24 protein-coding genes and 1 other RNA gene are annotated in these 25311 nt (G+C 57.9%); 15 read left to right on the top strand and 10 right to left on the bottom strand.

The window, feature by feature from the left end:
- Position 1: 1 nt before the first annotated feature.
- Positions 2-943 carry an NAD(+) diphosphatase gene (gene nudC, locus BLM14_RS15580; protein ID WP_100000237.1) on the bottom strand — a complete coding sequence of 314 codons (942 nt, stop codon included), beginning with the start codon at positions 941-943 and terminating at the stop codon, positions 2-4.
- 42 nt (positions 944-985) lie between these two features.
- Positions 986-1390 (bottom strand): HIT domain-containing protein, encoded by a 405-nt coding sequence (locus BLM14_RS15575; RefSeq protein ID WP_100000236.1) that lies wholly within the window; start codon positions 1388-1390, stop codon positions 986-988.
- A gap of 69 nt (positions 1391-1459) precedes the next feature.
- Here BLM14_RS15575 and ffs point away from each other — a divergent pair.
- From ffs to BLM14_RS15525, 10 genes are all read left to right on the top strand, one after another.
- Positions 1460-1556: signal recognition particle sRNA small type (gene ffs / locus BLM14_RS15570), an RNA gene on the top strand.
- A 119-nt stretch (positions 1557-1675) separates the two neighbouring features.
- Complete coding sequence (locus tag BLM14_RS15565) at positions 1676-3487, top strand: DNA polymerase III subunit gamma/tau (protein ID WP_100000235.1); 1812 nt, start codon at positions 1676-1678, stop codon at positions 3485-3487.
- Positions 3488-3505: 18 nt separating this feature from the next.
- Positions 3506-3829: a YbaB/EbfC family nucleoid-associated protein gene (locus tag BLM14_RS15560; protein WP_100000234.1), complete on the top strand. Its 324-nt coding sequence runs from the start codon at positions 3506-3508 to the stop codon at positions 3827-3829.
- 161 nt (positions 3830-3990) lie between these two features.
- Positions 3991-4596, top strand: coding sequence for a recombination mediator RecR (gene recR, locus BLM14_RS15555; RefSeq protein ID WP_100000233.1), 606 nt, complete (start codon positions 3991-3993; stop codon positions 4594-4596).
- A gap of 10 nt (positions 4597-4606) precedes the next feature.
- Positions 4607-5863, top strand: a complete 1257-nt coding sequence (locus BLM14_RS15550; RefSeq protein WP_100000232.1) for a lytic murein transglycosylase — start codon at positions 4607-4609, stop codon at positions 5861-5863.
- A 68-nt stretch (positions 5864-5931) separates the two neighbouring features.
- Positions 5932-7605, top strand: coding sequence for a dihydroxy-acid dehydratase (gene ilvD, locus BLM14_RS15545; RefSeq protein ID WP_100000231.1), 1674 nt, complete (start codon positions 5932-5934; stop codon positions 7603-7605).
- Positions 7606-7708: 103 nt separating this feature from the next.
- Complete coding sequence (locus tag BLM14_RS15540) at positions 7709-8707, top strand: glutathione S-transferase family protein (protein ID WP_100000230.1); 999 nt, start codon at positions 7709-7711, stop codon at positions 8705-8707.
- 193 nt (positions 8708-8900) lie between these two features.
- Positions 8901-9452 carry a MaoC family dehydratase gene (locus BLM14_RS15535; protein ID WP_100000229.1) on the top strand — a complete coding sequence of 184 codons (552 nt, stop codon included), beginning with the start codon at positions 8901-8903 and terminating at the stop codon, positions 9450-9452.
- On the top strand, positions 9452-10615 hold the full coding sequence (locus BLM14_RS15530) for a CaiB/BaiF CoA transferase family protein (RefSeq protein WP_100000228.1): 1164 nt from the start codon (positions 9452-9454) through the stop codon (positions 10613-10615). The genes BLM14_RS15535 and BLM14_RS15530 overlap by 1 nt, the downstream gene beginning before the upstream one ends.
- On the top strand, positions 10612-11751 hold the full coding sequence (locus tag BLM14_RS15525) for an extracellular solute-binding protein (protein ID WP_100000227.1): 1140 nt from the start codon (positions 10612-10614) through the stop codon (positions 11749-11751). The genes BLM14_RS15530 and BLM14_RS15525 overlap by 4 nt, the downstream gene beginning before the upstream one ends.
- A gap of 301 nt (positions 11752-12052) precedes the next feature.
- Here the strand turns inward: BLM14_RS15525 and BLM14_RS15520 are convergent, their stop codons facing one another.
- Positions 12053-12319 (bottom strand): hypothetical protein, encoded by a 267-nt coding sequence (locus tag BLM14_RS15520; RefSeq protein ID WP_133123974.1) that lies wholly within the window; start codon positions 12317-12319, stop codon positions 12053-12055.
- Positions 12320-12541: 222 nt separating this feature from the next.
- Positions 12542-13468 (bottom strand): transglutaminase-like domain-containing protein, encoded by a 927-nt coding sequence (locus BLM14_RS15515; protein WP_100000225.1) that lies wholly within the window; start codon positions 13466-13468, stop codon positions 12542-12544.
- 273 nt (positions 13469-13741) lie between these two features.
- Here BLM14_RS15515 and BLM14_RS15510 point away from each other — a divergent pair, with 273 nt between their 5' ends.
- From BLM14_RS15510 to BLM14_RS15495, 3 genes are all read left to right on the top strand, one after another.
- Positions 13742-13933, top strand: a complete 192-nt coding sequence (locus tag BLM14_RS15510; RefSeq protein ID WP_133123973.1) for a hypothetical protein — start codon at positions 13742-13744, stop codon at positions 13931-13933.
- Positions 13934-14283: 350 nt separating this feature from the next.
- A complete protein-coding gene (locus BLM14_RS15500) occupies positions 14284-15663 on the top strand; it encodes an FAD-containing oxidoreductase (protein WP_100000222.1) in 1380 nt (459 codons plus the stop codon).
- Between the two features lie 145 nt (positions 15664-15808).
- Complete coding sequence (locus tag BLM14_RS15495) at positions 15809-16408, top strand: invasion associated locus B family protein (RefSeq protein ID WP_100000221.1); 600 nt, start codon at positions 15809-15811, stop codon at positions 16406-16408.
- A 42-nt stretch (positions 16409-16450) separates the two neighbouring features.
- Here BLM14_RS15495 and BLM14_RS15490 read toward each other — a convergent pair whose 3' ends face one another.
- The 4 genes from BLM14_RS15490 to BLM14_RS15475 form a co-directional block, all read right to left on the bottom strand.
- Complete coding sequence (locus BLM14_RS15490) at positions 16451-18007, bottom strand: DHA2 family efflux MFS transporter permease subunit (protein WP_100000220.1); 1557 nt, start codon at positions 18005-18007, stop codon at positions 16451-16453.
- Entirely contained in the window at positions 18000-19217 is a 1218-nt protein-coding gene (locus BLM14_RS15485) for an HlyD family secretion protein (protein ID WP_100000219.1), read from the bottom strand. Before BLM14_RS15485 ends, BLM14_RS15490 begins: the two co-directional genes overlap by 8 nt.
- A complete protein-coding gene (locus BLM14_RS15480) occupies positions 19210-19674 on the bottom strand; it encodes a MarR family winged helix-turn-helix transcriptional regulator (RefSeq protein WP_100000218.1) in 465 nt (154 codons plus the stop codon). The genes BLM14_RS15485 and BLM14_RS15480 overlap by 8 nt, the downstream gene beginning before the upstream one ends.
- A 173-nt stretch (positions 19675-19847) precedes the next feature.
- Positions 19848-20771 carry a bifunctional helix-turn-helix transcriptional regulator/GNAT family N-acetyltransferase gene (locus tag BLM14_RS15475; protein WP_100000217.1) on the bottom strand — a complete coding sequence of 308 codons (924 nt, stop codon included), beginning with the start codon at positions 20769-20771 and terminating at the stop codon, positions 19848-19850.
- 563 nt (positions 20772-21334) lie between these two features.
- Between BLM14_RS15475 and BLM14_RS15470 the strand changes: the two genes are divergently transcribed.
- Complete coding sequence (locus BLM14_RS15470; protein WP_100000216.1) at positions 21335-22483, top strand: mandelate racemase family protein; 1149 nt, start codon at positions 21335-21337, stop codon at positions 22481-22483.
- Between the two features lie 107 nt (positions 22484-22590).
- Positions 22591-23460 (top strand): 5-dehydro-4-deoxyglucarate dehydratase, encoded by an 870-nt coding sequence (gene kdgD / locus BLM14_RS15465; RefSeq protein ID WP_100001364.1) that lies wholly within the window; start codon positions 22591-22593, stop codon positions 23458-23460.
- 43 nt (positions 23461-23503) lie between these two features.
- On the opposite strand, the gene BLM14_RS15460 is transcribed toward kdgD, so the two are convergent.
- Together BLM14_RS15460 and BLM14_RS15455 are read right to left on the bottom strand one after the other, a co-directional pair.
- Positions 23504-24541: a dienelactone hydrolase family protein gene (locus BLM14_RS15460; RefSeq protein ID WP_237143383.1), complete on the bottom strand. Its 1038-nt coding sequence runs from the start codon at positions 24539-24541 to the stop codon at positions 23504-23506.
- Positions 24542-24555: 14 nt separating this feature from the next.
- Positions 24556-25269: a FadR/GntR family transcriptional regulator gene (locus tag BLM14_RS15455; RefSeq protein WP_100000214.1), complete on the bottom strand. Its 714-nt coding sequence runs from the start codon at positions 25267-25269 to the stop codon at positions 24556-24558.
- Positions 25270-25311 lie beyond the last annotated feature (42 nt).

The raw sequence follows: 25311 nt of genomic DNA, 5'->3' as shown, positions 1-25311 counted from the left end.
TCTAGACCCCGCTATCGACCCAGCTTCGGATGAGGTGGGCGGCAATGGCACCAGGCGGCGGGGTCATCAGCCCGTCCGCATGGGTGCGGTCAAGCATCGTGGCGACTTCCTCGCGCGAAAACCAGCGGCCATCCTCAAGTTCGGCTCTATCGAGAGTGAAATCATCGGACAGCGCCTCGGCATGGCATCCGATCATCAGCGAATAGGGGAAGGGCCAGGGTTGGCTGGCGTGATAAAGCACACGGCCGACCGGCAGGTTGGTTTCCTCCAGCGTCTCGCGGCGCACAGCATTTTCGATTGTTTCACCCGGCTCGATGAAACCGGCGAGACACGAATACATGCCCGGGCCGAAATGCGCGCCGCGCGCCAGAAGACATTTGTCGCCGCGCACCACCATCATGATCGCTACCGGATCGGTGCGGGGGAAGTGCTGGGCCTCGCAATTGGGGCAGGTGCGCCGGTAGCCGCCGTCACGCATAACGGTTTCGGTCCCGCAGCGCCCGCAGAACGTGTGATTCTCGTGCCACGTCAGAAGCGACACTGCCTGCGCCATTGCGCCGAGCTGGTCGGGCGGAATGAGGCCCTGCGTATAGACAGAGCGGTAGTCGATCGCCTTGATCGCCTCAGGCAAAGCGTTGAAATCAAAGCCGCTTGGCGATGCGAGAATCGGCATATCATCCTGCATGCCAAGATAGATGGTCTTGTTCGGAGCAGGCAAAAGGGCTGCAGCCTTGTCCAGGCCGAAAAGCGCATTGCCTGTATCGCCCTGGGTAACCAGCACCTGACCCTGTCCGATCAGCAGCATCCGTGCATTGGCATTTGCCAACGCAAGGGTCACAACATCGTCGCTACGCTTTTCCGAATGGCGATTGATCCTGTTGCCGGCAAAGCCGACGAAATGGCTCGCTTCCGTTTCCGGAACATCAAAGAGGCGAAACGACATGGGTGAACTCCAGAAAACCGGTCCGGAATGGGACTATATTGACTAGATAGCCTTGAGTATGGCGCTCGCAAAGTCCCTTGCGTCTTTTTCGCCATAAGGTTCGCGCGTGCCGTACCCCCAGACAGGTCCGGGCCAGGCGGGATCGCCGGTATTGCGGGCGATCACATGCAGATGCAGCTGGCGAACGATGTTGCCGAGCGCGCCTGTATTGATCTTTTCGCAATTAACCACAGATTTCAGAGCCTGTGCCGCAATCCCCGTCTCGAAAGTCAGCATTGTCTGATCCAGCGGGGTCAATTCATGAATCTCGCAGATTCCGGGGCGTTGGGGCACCAAGATGAGCCAGGGCCAGCGGCGGTCATTCATCAGGCGCAGATCGCAGAGGCCTAGCCTTGCAATGGAATATGTGTCAGCTGCAAGCTTACTATCGAGCGTAAAAGTCATGATTCATCCTAGATAACAGTTTTTTCGCTGTCCCGCTTGCTTTTTGCGTCTGAATTGACGATATGAGCCTCGGGAGGTTGGTGGTGGACGAGCCACTCGCCAACCGGGTCAGGTCCGGAAGGAAGCAGCCCCAACGAGCCAGGCACGGGTCGCCGTGCCAGCCTCCCACCCTTCTTCTTTGTCACCTGGCCTGTGTCAAAGCCGTCAAGCGGCATTGACGCTGCGGTGCATGGCGGTCCAAACTTGTGACGCACGCGAGAAGTTAATGCAGGAGCGGAATCAAACGCGATGGACACCAAAACGGCAGACAGCGCCTATCGCGTGCTCGCCCGCAAATATCGCCCGCAGAATTTTGATGATCTGATCGGCCAGGAGCCGATGGTCCGCACGCTGACCAATGCATTCGAGACCGGGCGCATCGCGCAGGCGTGGATGCTGACCGGTGTACGCGGTGTCGGCAAGACCACCACGGCCCGCATTCTGGCCCGCGCGCTCAATTACAAGACCGCGGAAATCGACAAGCCCACGATCGACCTGTCTGTGCCCGGCGAACATTGCCAGGCGATCATGGAAGGGCGGCACGTCGATGTGATCGAGATGGATGCCGCCTCCCATACCGGTATCGACGATATACGCGAGATTATCGAACAGGTGCGCTACCGCCCGGTGTCGGCGCGCTACAAGGTCTACATCATCGATGAAGTGCACATGCTCTCCAATCAGGCCTTCAACGGTCTGTTGAAGACGCTGGAAGAGCCGCCACCGCACGTCAAATTCATCTTTGCCACAACGGAAATACGCAAGGTTCCTATCACGGTCCTGTCGCGCTGCCAGCGCTTCGACTTGCGCCGTATCGACACCAGCGTTTTGATCCGCCACCTGAAGAAGATCGCCGAGTTGGAAGCGATCACCGTAGACGATGCGTCGCTGAGCATGATCGCCCGGGCAGGCGAGGGGTCCGTGCGCGATTCACTGTCAATATTCGATCAGGCCATTGCCCACGGTGCGGGCACTGTCGATGCGGACGCAGTCCGCTCCATGCTTGGACTTGCTGACCGCGCCCGCATCATCGATCTGTTCGAGATGCTGATGCGCGGTGATGTCGCTACGGCCCTGCGGGAATTCCGGGCGCAGTATGATGTCGGCGCAGATCCAAGTGTGGTCCTGACCGATCTTGCCGATTTCAACCATCTGGTGACGCGAATCCGTTTCACACCCGATGTCGCCGATGACATTTCGCTGTCGGAAGACGAGCGCACACGCGGTAGGGATTTTGCCGGGAAGCTTTCCATCCGGGTCCTATCGCGTACCTGGCAAATGCTGCTGAAAGGTATTACCGAGGTCGATAATTCCAGCCGCCCGGTTCAGGCGGCAGAAATGCTGCTGATCCGGCTGGCTCACGCCGCCGACCTGCCGACGCTTGATGAAGCGTTGAAATCACTGGAGGATGGCGGATCGCTCTTGCCGCAAGCGCCGCGCGCCGACGGACCGCGCCCCGGGAATGGTGGCGCACCCATGGCGCGCGCTACCGATGCGGTGGCATCGTCGCGCGGCTCGGTCAGCTCCAATGGCGGCGCCACCATGCTTCTGGTGGAACCGGCAGCGCGGCCCGAGCCGATCGCTCCGCCACCGCCAGCGGTCGAAGAAGGACCCGCGGTGCCAGTGGACAGCATCGAGGACATCATTGCGCTGGCCGAAAAGCAGCGCGACATGCAGTTCAAGATCATGGTCAAGAACTGCGTGCGCCTTGTCAGCCTCAAGCCTGGACGGCTTGAGATCAACTTGACCGACAATGCGCCAAAGACGCTTTTGACCGACCTGTCACAGAAGCTGAGCGACTGGACGGGCATCCGCTGGATGGTCTCACTGTCGCGTGAGCAGGGCAGTGCCACGATCAATGAAACCGAAACGGCAAAACGTAACTCGCTGTTGAGCGATGCTCGCGCCGATCCGGATGTGGCGGCGATCCTGTCGAAATTTCCCGGCGCCAAGATCATCAATGTGCGCATCGCGACACCCGCCGGGCAAACTGACGGCGAAATGACGAACGGCGGCGTGCTGGGCGATGATGCGCTCGCGCCCGTCGAAGAAGATGACTGACGAACAGGAGTTTTTTCCATGCGTGACATAATGGGCATGATGAAACAGGCCAAGGAAATGCAGGCCAAGATGGCGGCGATGCAGGAAGAAATTGCTGCGCTCGAGGCGGAAGGGCATGCGGGCGGCGGTCTCGTCACCGTCAAGCTCTCCGGTAAGGGTGCGCTGACGGCATTGACCATCGATCCGTCGCTGTTCAAGGAAGATGACATCGAAGTCATCGAAGACCTGATCATCGCCGCGCACAATGAGGCCAAGGCGAAAGTCGAGGCGATCATGGCCGAGAAGACGCAGGCGCTGACCGCCGGATTGCCCATACCGCCCGGTTTCAAGCTGCCGTTTTGACGCTTAGGCGGCTTCTTTGCTAAATCCTTAGAAAGCCCAAGAGAGGGGATTCTGCTGGATATGTGGCTCACTATCCCCTCTCTTGCGATTTCTAGCACTTGGCAAGAGCCAAGATGCTGAAATCGCTTTCTCCCCCGCAAGGGGGGAGATAAAAAGGCGACATGTCGAAGCGAATCGCCGGTCCTGAAATTGAACGCCTGATCCAGCTGCTGGCCAAAGTGCCGGGGCTCGGGCCGCGTTCCGCCCGTCGGGCGGCCCTGCATCTCATCAAGAAAAAAGAGGCACTGCTGATTCCACTGGGTTCGGCCATGCAGGATGCTGCCGAAAAGGTGCGCATCTGCTCGACCTGCGGCAATGTCGATACCTCCGATCCTTGTATGATCTGCACCGATCCGCGCCGCGAACTTGGGACGCTCATCGTCGTCGAAGATGTTTCCGATCTCTGGGCGCTGGAGCGTGCAGGGTCGATGAATGTGCGCTACCACGTGCTTGGCGGGCGGCTGTCGCCGCTCGACGGTATCGGGCCGGACGATCTCAACATCATGACGCTCGTTGGCCGGGTGGCGGAAGGCGAAATCAAGGAGGTAATCCTCGCGGTCAACGCGACGGTGGAGGGCCAGACGACGGCCCATTACATCACCGACCAGCTTGCAGGCTTCGATGTTCGAATCACCAGGCTTGCCCATGGCGTGCCGGTAGGAGGTGAACTCGATTATCTCGACGAAGGAACATTGACGGCGGCATTGCGCGCCCGAACATCACTTTAGGGAGAACGCTTTGATAGCACGCCCATTGAGATTTGCCCTTGGGGCGGTGATCGGAGTGTTTCTCAGCCTGTCGGCAGGTGCAGGATTGGCGGCGTCGAAACCCGAGATCGAAGCACAGTTTCAATCCTGGCTTGCCAATAATCTTTGGCCGGAAGCCAAGGCGAAGGGCGTTTCCAAAGCGACCTTCGATCAGGCATTCACCGGTGTGACGCTGAACTTCGATCTGCCGGATCTGGTGATGCCTGGCGAGAAGGCACAGACGCCGCAAAAACAGGTGCAGACCGAGTTCGGCTCGCCCGGTAAATACTTCAACGCCAAGACGGTGAACGCGGTCACCACCGGCGGAACGGCGCGAGCCGGGCAATATGCGCGGATATTGAAGGCGGTCGAAAACAAGTACGGCGTGCCGGGCGAGATCGTCCTGGCTATCTGGGGCCGCGAAAGCGGTTATGGCAGCGTCAAGATCCCTTACAATGCGTTCACGGTTCTCGGCACCAAGGCCTTCATGGCAACGCGCAAGGACATGTTCCGTAAGGAACTTGTTGCGGCGCTGGAGATCGTTCAGAAGGGTTACATCGGCGCTGGCAGCATGAAGAGCTCCTGGGCGGGCGCGCTGGGTCAGCCGCAGTTCATGCCGACCTCCTATATCGAGCACGCGGTGGATTTCGACGGCGACGGTAAGCGCGATATCTGGAACTCGGTGCCGGACACGCTGGGGTCCATCGCGCATTACCTCGCGCAATATGGCTGGCAGCGCGGTCGCGACTGGGGCTACGAGGTCAATGTTCCCGGCAGCGTCAGCTGTGCGCTCGAGGGCCCGGATCAGGGCAAGCCCTTCTCAGCCTGGGAAAAGCTCGGCATCACTCGTGTCAACGGCAAGCCATTTCCATCCAGTGAGACCAAGCGCGAAGGCTTCCTGTTGATGCCGGCCGGGCGGCATGGCCCGGCCTTCATCGTCACCAGGAATTTCTACGTTCTCAAGGAATACAATATGAGCGATCTCTACGCGTTGTTCATCGGTCATGTCGGGGATCGCATCGCGCGTGGGGCGACCGGCTTTTCTGCTGGCTGGGGTGACGTTGGCGGGCTCAATCGTTCGGACATCGCCGGTCTGCAGAAGGTGCTGGAGAAAAAGGGGTATGACGCCGGGGGTGCGGATGGCTTCCCGGGTTTCAAGACCCGCCGCTCGATCGGTGACTGGCAGGCGAAACAGGGCACGGCGCCGACCTGCTTTCCCGACAGGAGCCTGATCAAGGCTATTCGCTGAAGAATTCCTTTCGTTCCCGTCTCGAAAAGCTCTAAAACTATTCTCGTATCGAGAATGGGAGCCAAATCATGCCAGCCAACGAGCGATCGAAACACATTACCCAAGGCGTTGCGCGGTCGCCCAACCGTGCCATGTATTATGCACTTGGCTATGAAAAGGCTGATTTCGACAAGCCGATGATCGGCATTGCCAATGGCCATTCGACAATCACGCCCTGCAACGCGGGCCTGCAGCCTTTGGCCGATGCGGCTGTCGCCGCGGTGAAGGCGGCAGGTGGCAATCCGCAGATCTTCGGCACCCCGACCATTTCCGATGGTATGGCGATGGGCACCGAAGGCATGAAATATTCGCTGATCTCGCGCGAAGTAATCGCCGATTGCATCGAGACCTGCGTCAACGGCCAGTGGATGGACGGCGTTCTCGTGATCGGCGGCTGCGACAAGAACATGCCGGGCGGGATGATCGCAATGGCCCGCACCAATGTGCCCTCCATCTATGTCTACGGCGGAACCATCAAGCCGGGCAATTGGAAGGGCAAGGACCTGTCGATCGTCTCATCCTTCGAGGCCGTCGGCTCCTTCATGGCCGGGAAGATGAGCGAGGAGGATTTCGAAGGTATCGAGCGCCATGCCTGTCCATCGACTGGCTCTTGCGGTGGCATGTACACCGCCAACACCATGAGTTCAGCCTTCGAAGCGCTGGGAATGTCGCTGATGTCGTCGTCGACCATGGCCAATCCTGATGCGGAAAAGGCTGACAGCACTGCGGAATCGGCACGCGTGTTGGTCGACGCCGTGCGCAAGAATATCCGGCCACGCGATATCATCACGCGCAAATCCATCGAGAATGCCGTGGCGCTGATCATGGCGACAGGCGGCTCGACCAATGGCGTGCTGCACTTCCTTGCCATCGCGCATGCGGCGGAAGTGGAATGGACGCTCGATGAGTTCGAGCGTGTGCGCCGCAAGGTGCCGGTGATCTGCAATCTCAGGCCATCCGGACAGTATATGGCGGTGGATCTGCATAAGGTCGGCGGCATTCCGCAGGTGTTGAAGATCCTGTTGAATGCGGGCCTCCTGCATGGCGATTGCCTGACCATCACCGGACGCACACTTGCCGAGGAGCTTGCGCATATTCCGGATGCGCCGCCTGCCGATCAGAACATCATTCGCCCCATCGACAAGGCGCTCTACAAGGAAGGGCATCTCGCCATCCTGAGAGGCAATCTCGCGACCGGCGGTGCGGTCGCCAAGATCACCGGCCTGAAAAATCCCGTCATCCAGGGACCGGCACGCGTCTTTGACGACGAACAGTCAGCCATGGATGCGATCCTTTCCGATAAGATCAGGCCCGGCGATGTGCTGGTTCTGCGTTATCTTGGACCGAAGGGTGGACCCGGCATGCCCGAAATGCTGGCGCCCACTTCGGCCATCATCGGCCGCGGCCTTGGCGAAAGTGTCGGGTTTATCACGGATGGCCGCTTTTCCGGTGGAACCTGGGGCATGGTCGTCGGCCATGTCACCCCGGAAGCTTTCGAAGGCGGCACCATTGCGCTGGTTCAGGAAGGCGACACGATCACCATCGACGCCCACAGGCAACTGCTGCAACTTGAGGTTGGTGAGGCTGAGATCGAGGCACGCCGCAAGCAATGGAAACAGCCGCCGCCGCGGTATACGCGGGGTGTGCTGGCCAAATTCGCCAAGCTGGCAAAGTCGGCAAGCGAAGGAGCGGTCACGGACTGACATATTGTCTTGGAGGCAAATACAGTCTGTCAAAGCCTCTCTGGTATGAAAGAGCGCGGTGAAATGCGATCCTGACGCCTTGTCAATGGTCGGGAAAAGACAGATGCCAGCTTTGGTGAACGGGCAATGGGTCAAGGGCGATGTCGCCGCCAGCGAAATGAAGGGCGGCGCATTCCACCGCGAAGCCACGCATTTCCACAACTGGATCACGCCCGACGGCCAGCCCGATGCGTCCGGTAGACCGGCATTTCCGGCAGAACGGGATCGTTATCAACTGTTCGTTTCCTACCTCTGCCCCTGGGCGTCGCGTACGCTGATCTTCCGCAACCTCAAGGGTTTGCGCGAGATCATCCGCATTTCGGTCGCCGAACCGGCAATCGGGGAGAATGGCTGGACCTTTGCGGAATCGCAGGACGCTGGTCCCAAGGCGCCACCGATCCGCTACCTCTATCAGCTCTATACGGCGAGCGAACCAAACTATACGGGCAAGGTTTCCGTCCCGGTGCTGTGGGATCGCAAGGAGGGGAGGATCGTCAATAATGAATCGGCCGATATCATCCGCATCTTAAACACGGCCTTTGATGGCGTGACGGGCGACAACTGGGACTTCTACCCGGAAGAACTGCGCCCCGAGATCGATAAATGGAACGATCTGATCTATGAAAACATCAACAACGGCGTCTACCGTGCCGGTTTCGCCAAGTCTCAAGGTGCTTATGACGAGGCGGCGGCCAATGTGTTCAAGGCGTTCGACAGGGTAGAAGCGCACCTGACGGACCATCGCTACATTGCTGGCCACCATCTGACGGAGGCGGACTGGCGCTTGTTCGTGACCCTGGTGCGTTTCGACGCCGCCTATCATGGCGCCTTCAAGTGCAATATCCGCCGCCTCTGCGATTATCACAATCTTTCCAATTATTTGCGCGAGCTTTACCAGTGGCAGGATGTGCGCTCTACGGTGAAGATCGATCACATCAAGGCCGGGTATTATTCCATCGCCCACGTCAATCCGACCGGTATCGTGCCGCTCGGACCTGTGCTTGATCTCGAAGGGCCGCATGATCGCGAGCGACTGCTCGGCAAGGGAATTATCCGGCGCTGAGCACCAGCAATGAGGCAACCCTGCGGATTTGTGCCCCGGATCAGCGCCTTGATCCGGGGTTTCTATTTTTGCCATTCAACAGCCTTGTCATTCATACCCATATGTGAAAAAGATATTCACAAGAGAAGATATGGGGAGGATGGGAGATGCCATTTGGAGTGCGCGTTCGTCCGGATGACGGGGGCATGCAGCGATGACTGCTTTTGCACCGACAGTTGGTGTTTCCACTACCCATCCGAAAAATATGCCGGCCGATCATGCAGCGTTGCCGGTGTGGAATGCGGAAAACTGGTTCTACGAGGACTGGCCGGTAGGCCAGAAAATCCGCTCGCTGCGCCGGACGATCTCGGAGAGCGACAGCCATCTCTTCAACATGCTGGTCACGGATATTCACCCTTACGTACAGGACCAGATGTTCGCCGAGAGCGAGGGCATTTTTGGCAAGCGGCTCGTTGCCGGAGCCTTCGTGTTTTCGGCTGGGCTTGGCCTTGTCGCGACCAATTGCGTCAACGCCTTTTCCTATGGCTATGACAAATTGCGCTTCATCAAGCCGGTCTTCCTCGACGACACGATCTACACCATCCGCACCAATCTGGATAAGCGCCCGCGCTACAAGGAACTGGGACTGATCCGCGCCAGCTACGAAGTGTTCAAGAATGAGGGCGAACTCGTCCTCTACTGCGAGCACCTGCAGACAGTGAAATATCAGAACCCCGCCGATTTCATTGGAAAGACCGAGAAATAATGACTGCCGAGACTACCGAACTACCACTGACAGGCTTGCTTGTCGTCGATATGAGCCAGTTCCTGTCAGGCCCCTATGCTTCGCTGCGGCTGATGGATCTCGGAGCCCGCGTCATCAAAGTCGAGCGTCCGGATGGCGGCGATCTCTCCCGCCGGCTCTATCTCAGCGATACGGAAATCGGCGGCGATTCGACCATTTTCCATGCAATCAACCGCGCCAAGGAAAGCCTTGCCATCGATCTCAAGAACGAGGCCGATCTTGCGGCGCTGAGGACATTGCTGGCCAAGGCCGATGTGCTCATCCAGAATTTCCGCCCCGGTGTGATCAAGCGGCTCGGTCTCGACTATGAAGCGGTCAAGGCGATCAATCCACGCCTCGTCTATGCCAGTATCAGCGGCTATGGCGAAGAGGGCCCATGGGTGGCGCGTCCGGGTCAGGATTTGCTGGCGCAGTCGCGCTCCGGCCTGATGTGGCTGAACGGCGACGAGAGTCAGGGTCCGGTGCCGTTCGGCCTCGCGGTCGGCGATATGCTCGCCGGTGCGGCGACCGTGCAGGGCATTCTCGCCGCGCTGGTACGCCGCGGCATCAGCGGCAAGGGCAGCCATATCGAAACCAGTCTCCTGGAATCGCTTGTCGACTTCCAGTTCGAAGTGCTGACCACACATTTGAACGATGGCCGTCGCCTGCCGAAGCGTTCGGATTTCCGCAGCGCCCACGCCTATCTCTCCGCGCCTTATGGCGTATATCAAACCAGTGACAGCTATCTGGCACTGGCCATGACGCCATTGCCGAAACTGGCAGATCTTTTGGAGCTCGAGGAGCTCGCGCCCTATCGCGATGTGCCCGCCTCTTGGTTCACCGCACGCGACGAGATCAAGCGCATCATCGGAGCCAAGCTCGCGACGGAAACCACGGAGCACTGGCTTGCCGTTCTTGAGCCGGCCGATATCTGGTGTGCCAAGGTACTGAACTGGGAGGAGCTTCTGCAAAGCGAGGGCTTCAAGGTTCTCGATATGCTGCAGACCGTCGAACGGGAGGACAATGTCTCGATCCTCACGACGCGTTCGCCTCTCCGCATCGATGGCCAGCGGGCAAAATTCGACCGCGCCGCGCCGCGTATCGGTGAACACAGCGAGGCTATCCGCAAGGAGTTCGGCCTGTGAGCGTCATCAAGCTGAAGGGGATGACGTGGAGCCATCCGCGCGGCTATGACCCCTTGGTCACCTGTTCGAAACCCTGGAAGGAGCAGACGGGCGTCAGCATCGAATGGGAAAAGCGGTCGCTGCAGGATTTCGAATCCTTTCCCGTGGAAGAACTGGCGCGGGAATATGACCTGATCGTCATCGATCATCCGCATGTCGGTCAGATCACCGCCGAAAACTGTCTCGCGCCGCTCGATGTTGCCGGGCGCCAGGCCGAACGCGATGCGCTTGTGAAAGGCAGTGTCGGCCAATCCTATCCGAGCTATCGCTGGCAGGGCCGGCAATGGGCGTTTCCGATCGACACCGCGGCCCAGGTTGCCGCCTGGCGCCCGGACCTTCTCGATCAACCGCCGGTCATATGGGAGGATGTTTTGGTGCTGGCGTGGGAAGGCAAAGTTCTCCTGCCGCTTCGTGCGCCGCATACGCTGATGACGTTCTATACGCTCAGTGCCAATATGGGATCACCCTGTGCCGCGGCGAAACTCGGTGATCTGATCTGTCCCGAGAATGGCGCAAGAACATTCAATATGATGCGTGAGATTGCTTCGCGGATCGACCCGGTCTGTTTTGCAATGGACCCGATCGCGGTGCTGGAAAAGATGGCGGAAGCAGGCTCGACCATCGCTTATTCGCCCCTGATCTATGGCTATGTCAGTTACGCCATCCAGGGCTTCAGGCCCAATCTTGTCGCTTTCGCCGATATCCCGACCGTGGGCCAGAATGGTCCTGTGGGTTCCGCACTCGGCGGTACTGGGATTGCCGTGTCTGCCTTCTCGCCAAATCGCGATGCAGCAATCGATTTCGCCTACTGGATTGCCAGTGGCGAGGTGCAGCGCGGACTCTATGCCTCAGCCGGGGGCCAGCCCGGCCATGCGGATGCCTGGGAGAGCGAAACGGTCAACAAGCAAACGTCAGATTTCTATTTTGCCACGCGCACGACACTGGAAGGGGCTTGGGTGCGGCCGCGCCACAATGGATATATGGCCTTTCAGCAGGCAGCTTCCGATCGCCTTAATGCGGGGCTTCTGCAAAGCCACGAAGCAAGAAATGTCGTTGACGACCTGAACCGGCTGTTCCGGCAGAGTTTTGCCAGTTGAGGCAAGCGCTAGGAGGAGTGACGCATCTGGCCGGCGCGGCCATACCTGCCTGGGCAAATGCCGTAGCCGCTCTGGCAGCTCGCTGGGTTTGGAACGGAAGTTTCCGTCTTGCGCGGGGACCAGGTGGCATAGGTTGACCCGCACGCGCTCAACAAGAGACTGCCCAACAGGGTTGCGAAAGTGACGAACTTCATTCTCTGACCTCAGCTGCAACAACAAATCCTGCAGCCTGACTTGCCGGAAATGCTGATGAAAGTCAAAGTTGCATGGATTCTAGAGGCAAGTTGCAGAACGGCCAGCTCTACGCATAGCGCTTTTCTTGTTCGCTATTGCTTCCGCGCACCGCCGGATGAGAATTGATCGCGGTGATCACAGCGAGTGCGGCAAGCGAATTGACATCCCTATTGCCCCGGTTGAACGCAGTCATGACCGTTTCGGAGATGATTTTTGCTTCGGTATCCGAGCTGGATTTCACCACCAGGGTCGCCGCGGCCTTGTCATAGGCGGCTTGCATCACGTTCCAGTCGTCCTGGGAATACATTGGATTAGGAGGATTATCGAAAGGCATGGAAATGTTCCTTTCTTGGGTGAAGCAAAACTCCGGCGACGCGAAAAACGTAATCCCTCAATTGTGGCATGGCAATTCGAAACGGATTATCGCGGTGTTGAAATGGCTTACCGCAACGCACCATCGATATGCCCGGTGCCAAATATGGCAAATGTACAATTGCCATCGTAAGCCGGCTTTCAGCCTTCCTGACTGCGATTAAACGGGCCTGTTTTCGGCAGCTCACAAATTCGATTCCGCCTCGGTCCTCTCCCTGATGTGGCGGGAAAGACGTGACCATCGCGGGCTGAACCAAGGCGTGACCAGCGAGATCTTCTCGAAGCGCTGGCTGGAGAACGATGGGTCATGCTCCTCGAACGTCCAGACCTTGAAATTCGTCAGTTCATGCGGCCCGAAAGTATGAATCAACGGAATGTCGGCGGCATCCCGCCCGCGCGCGACAACGATCCTGCCGATGCGGCGCTGATTGTGCCGCGCATCGAATGTGTGCCATTTGCCGTCGAGAAACACCTCGAACCACGCATTGAAATCCATCGGGGCAGGGTCGGCGGGGACGCCAATATCGCCCAGATAGCCGTTTACATAGCGCGCAGGAATATTCATGCATCGACAAAAGGCGACCGCCAGATGCGCAAAATCCCGGCAGACACCGGCGCGTTCCTCGTGTGCTTGTGCTGCCGTGCGCGTCGCCCGGGCAAAACCATAGCTGAATGTCAGGCGCTGGTTGACGTAATCGCAGATCGCCTGAACCCGGCCCCAGCCAGGTGTCAGATGTCCGAACAGGTCCCATGCCAGATTACTCAACTCGTCTGTTTCGCAGTATCGGCTTGCCGAAAGATACGTCAGACACTCGGTCGGGAGCTTGTCGACGCTGACTTCCTGCGCTTCCTCGTCAACAGGATCGGGCAAGCCATCATCCTTGATGACGGCATCGTATTTCAACGAGAGGTTCCCCGCTGGCGCCAACATTCGCAGGCAGGCATTGCCGAAGAGGTCGCGAAACGTTTCGAGCCGCACGTCCGGTGTGGCGGTTGGTCCTCGTTCGCACTGGACATCGCCCAGCCGTGCCGATTCGAGATTGAGATAGGTAGTCATAGGGGTTGGTTCATTGCACCTGATGGCAATCTCGTAACCGATGCGGATCAACATAGGGTATCCCTCCCGAGGTTTTGAGGAAAACGCAGTGACCCAATTCAGGTTCCGCACCTGGGAATTTTAAATGAGATAGCGCCGCTGATGCGCAAGTGCGGTTCAGTCGCCGGCCACGTCGATAATCTTCAGTATTTGTTGACCATAGCCCCATAGAATTTGAAACAAAAGCTGTTTTGCCCTGTTGGGATGACAGAGGGTGCCGATCCGGGAGGTGCCTGACGCGAGAACAGGCGAGTTTTCTCATCTCGCTGCAATTCGATTGGATGGATCATGGCAGCAAAACATTTGGCTTCGCGCCACCCAATGGCGAGTGTCGTCCGCGATCAGGTCGTGCGGCCGGATTTTCGGCGGGCGATGGAAAGTGCAAACCCGATCCCGGTCGGGAAGGACATTCCGAAACGCTTTCTTGACCTTCTGGACCGGCTCGACGAGGCGGAAGCAAGCAAGAAAAAGCGCGGTTGAGGCACCTCGTGCTTAGGTCCTGACCCTAGTTCTGACGATGCATCAGATTACCCTGGTAATCAGGGTGGGCGAACCGACCCGACTTCGCATGGTTGACAACACTGCCAAAGGACAGAGCGAAGGCGAGGAAAATAAAGAACACAATGCCGAGACGCTGAACAAGCATGACGGATACCCCGTGGAACATTGCAAGGATATTTGCAGGGACCTGAACGCTGCCTGAACCTGACATTCACTCAATATTTCGATAGATTACTAATTCCTTGTTGGCATGCCCTGATCTATGCTGGCAGCGCCATCGAAGCGGTCAATTCGACCGAGTTCCAAATGCGCAGGCAGGCAGGTCCGGCATGAGCAAAGCTTTCGACGCAATCATCATCGGGGCAGGACAAGCGGGGCCCTCGCTTGCCGGACGGCTGACGGCCGCCGGAATGAAAGTGCTCATGGTTGAGCGCAAGCTGTTCGGCGGCACATGCGTCAATACGGGCTGCATGCCGACAAAGACACTCGTTGCCAGTGCCTATGCTGCGCATCTTGCGCGGCGCGGGGCCAACTACGGCGTCACTATCGATGCGCCCATCCGTATCGACATGAAGCGGGTGAAGGAGAGGGCCCATACCGTTTCCTTTAATTCTCGTAGCGGTGTCGAGAAGTGGCTGCGCAGCATGGACGGCTGCACCGTCGTCAAGGGCCATGCGCGTTTCACCGGGCCGCACGGGATCGACATCGATGGCCAGGCTTTCACGGCCCCTCGCATCTTCATCAATGTCGGCGGCCGTGCCAATGTTCCCGATATGCCGGGCGTGAAGGATGTCGACTTCCTCACCAACACGTCGATCCTGGCGCTGGATACCTTGCCAAGGCATCTCGTCGTTGTTGGCGGCAGCTATATCGGGCTCGAATTCGCGCAGATGTACCGGCGTTTCGGCGCAGAGGTGACTGTCGTCGAAAAGGGGCCGCGGCTGGTCGCGCGCGAAGACGAAGATATTTCCGCAGCGATCAAGGATATTCTGGAAGCCGAGGGGATTTCATGCCGCCTCGATGCGGAATGTATCGCTTTCAAGCCGCATGCGGACGGAACGCAAGTAAATCTCGATTGCAGCGTGGGTTCACGCAGTGCTGTTGGCTCGCATGTGCTGCTGGCGATCGGCAGGCAGCCTAACACAGACGATCTCGGACTCGACAAGGCCGGTATCAAACTCGATGAACGCGGTTATATCGAGGTCAATGACCAGCTTGAAACAAACGTCGCTGACGTATGGGCGCTCGGTGATTGCAATGGGCGCGGTGCCTTCACCCATACGGCCTATAATGATTTCGAGATCGTCGCGGCAAATCTTCTCGACAAGGAAAACCGCAAGGTCAGTGATCGTATACTCGGCTATGCACTCTACATCGATCCGCCGCTCGGACGGGTGGGAATGAGCGAGTCGCAGGCACGCAAGACGGGCAGGCCGCTACTGGTCTCCAAGAGGCCGATGACACGGGTCGGCCGCGCTGTGGAAAAAGACGAGACCCAGGGCTTCATGAAGGTCGTCGCGGATGCCGAAACCCAGAAGATTCTCGGCGCAGCCTTTTTGGGCACCGGCGGCGACGAGGCTATCCATGGCATTCTCGATATCATGAACGCTGATGTCGGATACCCTGTGCTGAAATGGGCGGTGCCCATTCACCCCACCGTTTCCGAGTTGATTCCCACACTGCTTGGCGATCTCAAGCGCATGGAGTGAGGATTACCGCGCCGGGTGCATCCGGTTGATTGACTGAATTAATGTATTATCAATATGCTGTATTTCTGTTTGAGTATGCCTGTTTTGCCTCTTTGATCACCTTTTTCGAATATAAACATTCCATTTTAGATGCGAGAATTATTTCATGTTATTCAATTGCTTAAAATATTTCCTATGCACCTTTGCGTTTCTCTCCGGTACTGGGATTGCGTTTGCCCAGCAGGCGTCGCCCGCTCCGGCAGATACCGCACCCGCGCCACAACAAAGCAGCGAAGCTGAAGTTCGGTCAGTTCAATATGGTGACTGGTTCTACCGCTGCATCGATACCAAGACAGCCGAGGGTTCTATCGTTCCCAATTGCGAGGTGGCGCAAGTTTCGCAAGTCAACCAGAACGGCAAGGATGTGAATGTGCTGACACTCGCCTTCGCCAGGACAGCGCCTGACCCCGCGAAGAAGGACACGAAACAGGCTCCCGATCTTCTTCTGACGGCGCTGGTTCCCCTCAATATATTCCTGCCATCGGGCTTCATGATCGACGCGGATGGCAATTCGGTCGCCGAATTCAGTTACCGCAATTGCAATGAAGCAGGATGCTGGGCGCAGCAGAAACTTGATCCGACGGTGATTGCGGCACTGCAGAAAGGTACCAATGGCGGTGCTCGCCTGCGCCTGATGAACGGGCAGAACGTCAGCATCAAGTTCTCACTGAAAGGTTTGACACAGGCGCTGACCGCGCTTCGTTGAGTGGGCAGGCCAGGACGCGCCCAATCGATCTAAACTCGCAGCTTATTCCATGACGGCGCTGTGGTCGACGGGTGCGGCGCTCGGTGCCGGCTTGCGCAGCAGCATGACCAGCGGGATCGACACGATCGACATGATCATCAGCAGCTTGAAATCGTCCATATAGGCGATGATCGTCGCCTGCGTCGTGATGATCCCGTCCAGCGCCGCGCGGCTTGCAGCTTTCAGCGGATCGAGATGCTGCATTACCGCGGGAGCGTTGAAGGCATGGTTGAAGGGCGTGACATAGGCTGCGATCGACGCGTGGTTGGTCTGCACATTCTCGGTGATCAGCGCCGTGACGACAGCAATACCCACGCTGGAACCGATATTGCGGGAAAGATTGTAAAGGCCGGTGCCTTCACCGCGCATGTGGGCGGGCAGGGTGGCAAAGGCAATTGTCGTCAGCGGTACGAACAGGAAGCCGAGGCCTGCGCCCTGAATGAAACCGACGGAGACGATGGTCCATTGCGAGACATCCGGGGTCCAGCCAGTCATATCGTACATCGCCCAGGCCGTAAGGCTGAAGCCGAACACCAGCAAGGCGCGGGTGTCGATCTTGCCGATCATCCGGCCGACGATGAACATCGAGGCCATCGTACCGATGCCGCGTGGCCCCATGACAATACCGGCGGTGATAACCGGGTAATCCATCAGGGTCTGCAGATAGGGCGTCATCAACGCAAGCGAGGCGAGATAGGTCACGCCAATGACGAAGATGAAGAACATGCTGACGGAGAAGTTTCGGTCGAGAAACAGCCGTGGATTGACGAAGGATTTCTTCGCCGTGAAGGTGTGGACGAGGAAGAGATAGAAGGCACTGGCGCAGATCAGCGCCTCGATCTGAATCTCGGTCGACGAAAACCAGTCGAGCTGTTCGCCCCGGTCCAGAAAAAGCTGCAGCGTCGCGATGGCAAGGCTCAGTGTGCCAAAGCCGAACCAGTCCAGCTTGGCACTCGCCTCGCGCGTCGTTTCCGAGACGAAGGCGCCGATGCCGAAAAACGCCAGCATACCGATAGGGACGTTGATGTAGAACACCCAGCGCCAGCTGATATTGTCGGTGAGCCAGCCGCCGATGACCGGCCCCAGGACCGGTCCGACCATGACCGAGACGCCGAACAACGCCATGGCCTTTCCCCGTTCTTCCACCGAATAGATGTCCAGGAGAATACCCTGCGACAGTGGCACCAGGGCGGCGCCAAACAGGCCTTGCATCAGCCGGAAAACCACGATCTGCGGCAGGGATTGGGCTAGACCGCACAGCACCGATGCGGCGACGAAGCCGACAATGGCGGTCAGCAACACATTCTTGCGCCCGAAGCGCGCTGCGAGGAAGCCGGAAGGCGGCGTCATGATCGCGGCAGCGACGATATAGGAGGTGAGGACCCAGTTGATCTGGTCGGCGCTCGCCGAGACACTGCCCTGAATATAGGGCAGCGCCACATTGGCGATCGTGGTGTCGAGCGCCTGCATGATCACCGCAAGGATGACACAGGCGGTGATCGCCCCGCGATTGGCAATAACCGGCGCGGCGCTGGGGGTTGCTGCGATGGTGTTAGACATGATCCTTGCTACCGAAAAGCCCGAGGAGGTCTTCAGCAAACTTTGGCAGGCCCCGGGCGTGGCCGGTATCGACGCCCACAGTCACGCTCATGCCCACGCGCAAGGGGGGCTTGCCTGTCGTGTCGTCAATGCTGACCAGCATGGGAATACGCTGGACCACTTTCACCCAGGTACCGGTGGTGTTCTGGGCCGGAAGCAATGAGAAACTGGACCCGGAGGCCGGGCTGACGCTGGCAACCGTGCCTTTCCACTCGACGCCGGGATAGGTGTCGACGCTGATTGCCACCGGCTGGCCGTCGCGCACATAGGTGAGCTCGGTTTCCTTCGGGCTCGCGGCGATCCACATATGGGTCGTGGAGACGAGGCTGAAGCCCGACTGTGATGCCTGGAGATAAGCACCAACCTGCAACGAGCTGACATTGGTGACGATGCCGTCGAATGGCGCCCGGACAATGGTCCGGTCAAGATTGCGCTGGGCATTGTCGACGGCGGATTGCGCCTGCAGATAGGACGGGTTCTGTTCGACCGGCTGATCAGCATTGCCGCCGAGCTGTGCCAGGGTTGCTGCCGCTTCGGCCTTGGCAACATCGACCTTCTGCTGTGCCGCGTCCAGATCATGCTTGGCTTGATCATAGGTCGCGCGGGAGGCAAACGAGCTCGCATTCAGGTCCTGCTGGCGTTGCAGCGACTTTTCGAAGAAGGGAATGTCGGCTTCAGCCTGCGTGATCTCGGCGAGCGATTGCTTGTAGCTAGCCTCGAGGTTGAGGATCTGGTTACGCACCACGCCAAGTTGCGCCTTCGCGCCGGCAAGAGCGATGCTGTACGGAGCAGCATCGAGGCGGAAGAGCACCTGGCCCTGCTTGACCTGCTCGTTATCATGGACGTCGAGCGACTGGACCATTCCGGAGACGTCAGTCGAAACGCCGACCATATCCGCCTGCACATAGGCATTGTCCGTCGACATGATCTGTCCACCCGTCGCGTAGATGTACCCGCCGGCTATCAACACGACCGGCAGCAGCGCGAAGAGCATCGTCCGCTTGAGGCTGCGGCGCGGGCGCGCCGGAGCAGCCGGTGGTAAAGGCGCGGTTTCCTTGGCAACGGGTACGGAAGGCGCGGTCTCGATTACCGGATCGCGCTTTTCCATCACCACGTCGTCGGCGGTGTCTGTATTGGCGGGAATGCGTAGGGAAGTTGAACCGTCAGCCATGATTTTTCTCTTTATTCTCGACCGGCGTCTGGCAGGCGTCGATCAAATTGGTCTTCATTAGAGTCAGGGTACGAACGAGATGTTCCCGGTCTTCCGCCGGAATGTCCGCAAGAGCCTCGGCGCGGGTGGCTTCACCAATCACCCGTATGGAGGCCAGCAGCGGTCGCGTTTCCTCGCGCAGATAGAGCAGCCAGATGCGGCGATCGGTGGAATGCCGGCGCCGCTCGATAAGGCCGCGTTCCTGAAGCTTGTCGAGGATGCGAACCAGGGTAATCGGCTCGATCTCGAGAATTTCAGCGAGGCCGGCCTGATGGATTCCCTCGTTATTGGCGAGATAAGCCAAGGTCTGCCACTGCGACCGGGTCAGTCCCAGGTACTTTGCGCGCTGCTCGAATCGCTTGCGCAATAGCCGAGCAACGTCGTGCAGCAGGAAGCCTAGCGTGGGTGCATTGTTCATGATTGGAAGTCTACTAGTCGTAAGTAAGCTTATTACATCCTTGCATATAGCAGGCGTGCTTGACTATAAAAAGGCGACAGCTTGCCTCAGCTGCAAAAAAGATCAGCCGCGCCATCAAAAAGTCGTGACGCGGCTGCGTTGAGTGCTGCGGAATAACCGTGTGGTTGGTGCGGCTATTCGCGCTGAAGATCGAGGATCCAGGTTTGGCCCACCAGATCGTGCCCGAAAGAATGATGCTTTTCCTCTTCGACAAGACGAAAACCTGTCGCCTGGTAGATGCGGCGGGCTGAAACCAGGACATCGTTCGTCCAAAGCCGGATCTGCCGGTAACCGAGCTCCCTGGCTCGCTCGACGCATGTCGCAACGAGCTCGCGTCCGATACCGAGGCCGCGGGCGCTTGGCTCGACATAGAGGAGTCTCAGCTTGGCTATGGTTGGGTCTTCGCTTTGCATGAGAAAAACAGACCCGGCTATTTGACCTGCACGCTCCGCAACCCAGCCAGCCTCGCGCGCGGGATCGAAATTGGCGACGAATTTCCCAAGGATTTCGCAGGCGAGACCCTCGTAGGTCCAGTCCCACCCATATTCCTCGTGATAGAGCAATGCTTGCCTGTGGGCGATCCATCCGAGATCGCCGGGTCGCAAATCACGATAGGTGAGCTCGCTGCCATGCTGTTTTCCGCTATCGAGAATGGCGTGAACCTGGCGCATCGAGGAGATCAATTGCGAGCGCGCATCGGTGTCAAGTGGCGCCAGCAGCCCCTCTATTTGCAACTGCGAACCCTGGTCGAGCGCAGCAAACGCCTGTTGGCCGGCCGGCGTGAGTGAAATCGGGCGCTGCTTTCCATTGCCAGGGCGGGCACGGCTGCTGACGAGGTTGCGCTTGGCGAACCGCGCCAGAATACGGCTGAGATGGGCCTTGTCCATTTCCAGGCTGCGCCCGATTTCGGCCGCCGTTTGCTCGCCGTTTTTTGCAAGCTCATAAAGGACGCGGGCTTCGGCCAGTGTGTAGTCGCTGGCAAGCACGTGCTTGTCGAGCAACCCGATTTCCTTTGTGAAAAAGCGATTGAACTTACGAAATTCCTCTACAGCGCTCATGGCTCACTCCGAGTGTGTTGTCGGTGACAACATACTGTCGATTTGAAATCATCACAAGCAGGCAACTGGCATATGCTCGCGTGGGAAATGTCGCTTCAACATCTGCGGACCCATGATGAATACGCAGTCCGCGGCCTATTTCTCTGGCCATATCCCAACGTCTACGTCGAGACCACCTGCGCAGATGGAGGTTGATACCGAATCAGTATCCCATTTTTTGAGCGTCAATGGATTAACCAGAGCGCACCCGGTAACCCGGTTCGCTTCCAACGATATTTAGGGGCATTATCATACAACCCGATCATGATGCGATCCTGTTCACATGCAGCCGCAAGCCAGGATCTAAGAAATTCAGTTCTTTGCCGAAGGAATTCATTGGAGGAGCCCCGGAATTGCTGATATCTGACGCACCGAGTTTGGATGAAAGTTCGACAAGATTTGTTGTTGTCAGTCATCATACAACATGATAGAGAATCTGCATTCGGTGATCTGGAGCGTCGGCCAGGCAGTTTTGTCCTTGATGGTCAGGTACCCGAGCGAGGCAGAGCATTGGGAGACGAGATGTGAAAATAACTGATGTCAGTGTGCGGCGCTTTGGACATACGACTCATAGGCATGCCGACAGCGCGGGTCACGCCCATCCAGGCCCTGCACACAAGGTCGAGCTTGCTTTGCTGACTATTGCCACCGACGACGGGAGTGAGGGGCACTGCTTTTCGCCAGTAGAGATCGTGCGGCCACACGTCATTGATAAGTTTGTGAAGAAGGTACTGCTCGGCCAGGATCCTTTCGATCGTGAACGTCTCTGGCAGGACCTTGCACACTGGCAACGCGGGAGCGCGGCGCAGCTTACCGATCGCACACTTGCCATTATCGATTGTGCGTTGTGGGATCTGGCCGGCAGAAAGCTTGGAATTCCAGTTCACAAACTCATCGGCAGCTATCGCGACAAGGTCCCCGCATACGGGTCGATCATGTGCGGTGATGAGTTGGAGGGAGGGTTGGCAACGCCCGAGGATTACGGTCGATTCGCCGAAACGCTGGTGAAACGCGGTTATAAAGGTATCAAGCTGCACACATGGATGCCCCCTGTTTCGTGGGCTCCTGACGTCAAGATGGATATCAAGGCCTGCGCCGCAGTGCGCGAGGCCGTGGGTCCGGACATCCATTTGATGCTTGATGCCTTCCACTGGTATTCCCGAACAGAAGCACTTGAACTTGGCCGGGGACTTGAAAAACTTGGATTTGCCTGGATCGAAGAGGCGATGGATGAGCAAAGCACAGCCTCGTATACGTGGCTGGCGGAAAATCTCGATATTCCTGTTCTCGGACCGGAAAGTGCGGGAGGCAAGCACTATAACCGTGCCGAATGGATTACGTCCAAAGCCTGCGATATTCTCCGCACCGGGGTACACGACGTTGGTGGCATCTCTCCCGCACTCAAGACGATGCACCTGGCTGAATCGTTCGGGATGAATTGTGAGGTCCACGGCAACGGCGCACCCAATCTCATCATTACTGCCGTTTCAAAAAACGTCCGATGGTATGAGCGCGGTCTCCTGCATCCATTCCTGGAATATGACGATGGGTTCGAATATCTGAACACGCTCGCAGATCCGATGGATGAGAATGGCTTTGTCCATCTCTCCGACAAACCCGGTCTTGGCGAAGACATCAATTTCGATTTCATCAATGACAATCTGGTCGACTGACAACGATTGCACGGCAAGAGAATAGGACAACAAAAGTGAACTACAATTCAAACAGCCGGCCCGTCTATGATCCGCAGGAACTCAAATCCGTCCTGTCATCCGGATTGATGTCATTTCCTCTCACAGATTTCGATGAACAAGGTGAATTCGACGCCTCCGGTTACAAATCGCGGCTCGAATGGTTGATGCCCTATGGAGCCACAGTTCTCTTTGCAGCTGGGGGAACGGGCGAAGGTTTCTCACTGACTCTCGCTGAGCATGCGCAGGTTATCCGCGCGGCAGTCGACACCTGTGGTTCCCATACTCCGATCATTGCCGGTGCGGGGTATAGCACACGAATGGCAATTGAGATGGCACGCACTGCCCAGACGGCAGGCGCTGCGGGGATACTGCTTCTTCCCCACTACCTGACCGAAACCAGTCAGCAGGGCCTCGCCGCTCATATCGAGGCCGTGTGCCGGTCGGTAGAAATTGGCGTAATCGTTTATAACCGCAATGTCTGTCGATTGGACGCTGACACGCTCGAACGATTGGCGGAAAGGAACCGCAACCTCATTGGTTTCAAGGACGGTATTGGCGATATTGAAGCCGTTACCCTAATCCGCAGCAGACTGGGTGATCGATTGAGCTACCTTGGTGGCCTCCCGACCGCGGAAGTCTATGCCGAGGCGTATAATGCGGCAGGCTTTCCTGTCTACTCGTCGGCTGTCTTCAATTTCATACCAAAGACTGCGATGGAGTTTTACGGTGCTGTGCGCACTGGTGATCGCACGGTCACGGAGCGGCTCCTGAAAGAGTTCTTCCTGCCCTACATCGGTATTCGCAATCGAGGCGGCGGGTATGCTGTCAGTATTGTCAAAGCTGGTGCGCGCCTTGTCGGCAAATCAGCTGGACCGGTCCGTCCACCCCTTGTGGACTGCACGGAACAGGACCATCAGGACTTGCAGGCTCTGATTGACAGGCTTGGACCGCAATAGTTCACGGGCGTCCCGCGCGCGCTAAACCGGGATGCCTGAAACGCTATTGACCGAGCGCCGAACCCATCCATTGAATCGCTGCGTCCTGCTGCGCGGGTCCAAAGGCGTGACCGGCTGGCCAAATCCTGGTTTCCAGATGCGTTGCGGCGCCTGCGTCCGACCAACGGGAGGCAAGTGCGGCGAATGCTGCCTCTACGGTTTCTCGGGGGAAGTGCGGATCTCGGTCCCCCGCAAAGAAAAGCGCGGGGCGCGGAGCGACAAGTGCGGCAATATCCGGATAATCCAGTTTTCCGGCAAGTGGTGGATGCAACATGTAATACGCCGATTGCCCGCGCAATAAATTGGCTCCTGGTTGCATCAGCCCGGCGAGTTGCCCCATCCAATTGATTGCCACCGAGGCACGAATTGTCGAGGTGAGAGCAGCTACCTGCCATGCGCGGAACCCTCCGAATGAGAAGCCCATGCTTGCCACGAAGCGTTCATCGACTTGCGGCAGTGCGCTCAAAAACAGCGCGGCCTGCACATCTTCGGAAGCCACGACCGCGGCAAGCGAAGTCCCAAACTGCATCAGATTGGCTGCCAGCGCCTGCTGCGTGTCGTACCCGTTTCCCTGGCGGCTGCTCCAGCCCAAGGCATCGGCACATAAAACGACGTAGCCGCGTTTGACGAGAACATCACCGAGATAACGATTGCCGTAGCAGCGCTTGATCCATTCCCTTGCAGATCGTGCTTTGTCGGGGTTCGAAGTTTGAATCAGCTTTTCTTTGCCAATGTCAAAGCGCGAACCGTGATCGTGCAGCAATAAAACCGCGGGACTCTTTTTCCTCACGGAAGGCAGAAGAAGAAAGGCTTCGGTTTTCTCTCCGCTGCTGAACGTGAGTTCCAGAAGCCGCGTCTGGTGAGATTTATGATCTCGCTGATCAAGCGTCCGCGATTGTGCAGCTTGTGCATTGCCGGCGCCAAGCGCTTCCGCAACAAATGCCCGGTTCGTAGACTGCCATTGTGCGAAAGTTGAAGTGTCCGCATTGAACGATCTGGTAAAATGGACCGTATCCCGCAATTGTCTGGACAATGCGGACATGTTGTCCTGATCAATCATCTCCGTTCGGGTATGGTCTGTTGGAGCCGATCGCGGCTACCGCTCAAATGCATCCGCATTGTTGCGCGGGCGCCATCTGTATCGCCCCGGCGGATGGCAAAGAGAACCTGACGGTGCTCGGAGTTGATGCGCTCCAGATATTCCGAGAGTGTAAACTCTTCGAAACGATGGGTCTGCAACCGTGCTCTGGGAATTAAAACTTCACCGAGGTAGTTGAAGATCTTCAGAAAGTGATCGTTCTGGCTTGCACGGGCGATTGCACGGTGAAAATTCAGGTCTGCTTCAATGCTGTCGCTGCCAGTCTTGATAGCGTCTGCCATGGTGTCGCAAGCGGACTCGATTGCAAGAATGTCACTTTCACTGCGGCGCTGGGCGGCGAGCGCCGCTGCTTCTGACTCCACTGCAATTCGAAGTTCCAGCCCTTTGACGACCTGTTCAAGTACCGAGAGATCCTCCTCCGCGATGCGGAAGGCCGGCAAGGCCGTATTCTGCACGACGAAGGCGCCCACACCCTGTTGTGTCGAGACCATGCCGCCAGCGCGAAGGTTGGCGATAGCTTCGCGAACGACCGTGCGGCTGACGCCGAATTCGTCGATCATCTCCTTCTCGGTCGGAAGTCTTGCACCTCGAGGAAATTCGCCTGACTTGATCCGGTCTGTTACTTGCCGGACCAATTGTGCGGTGAGTGTCTCTCGCCTTCTTGTGTTCATTCGATCCTCATTGGACAAGCCACAGCTGTATCGGATGCTTTA

This window comes from Phyllobacterium zundukense (assembly GCF_002764115.1).
Lineage (GTDB): Bacteria > Pseudomonadota > Alphaproteobacteria > Rhizobiales > Rhizobiaceae > Phyllobacterium > Phyllobacterium zundukense.
The sequence above is the reverse complement of the archived record's forward strand: the minus strand, read 5'-3'. Positions and strand labels throughout refer to the sequence as shown.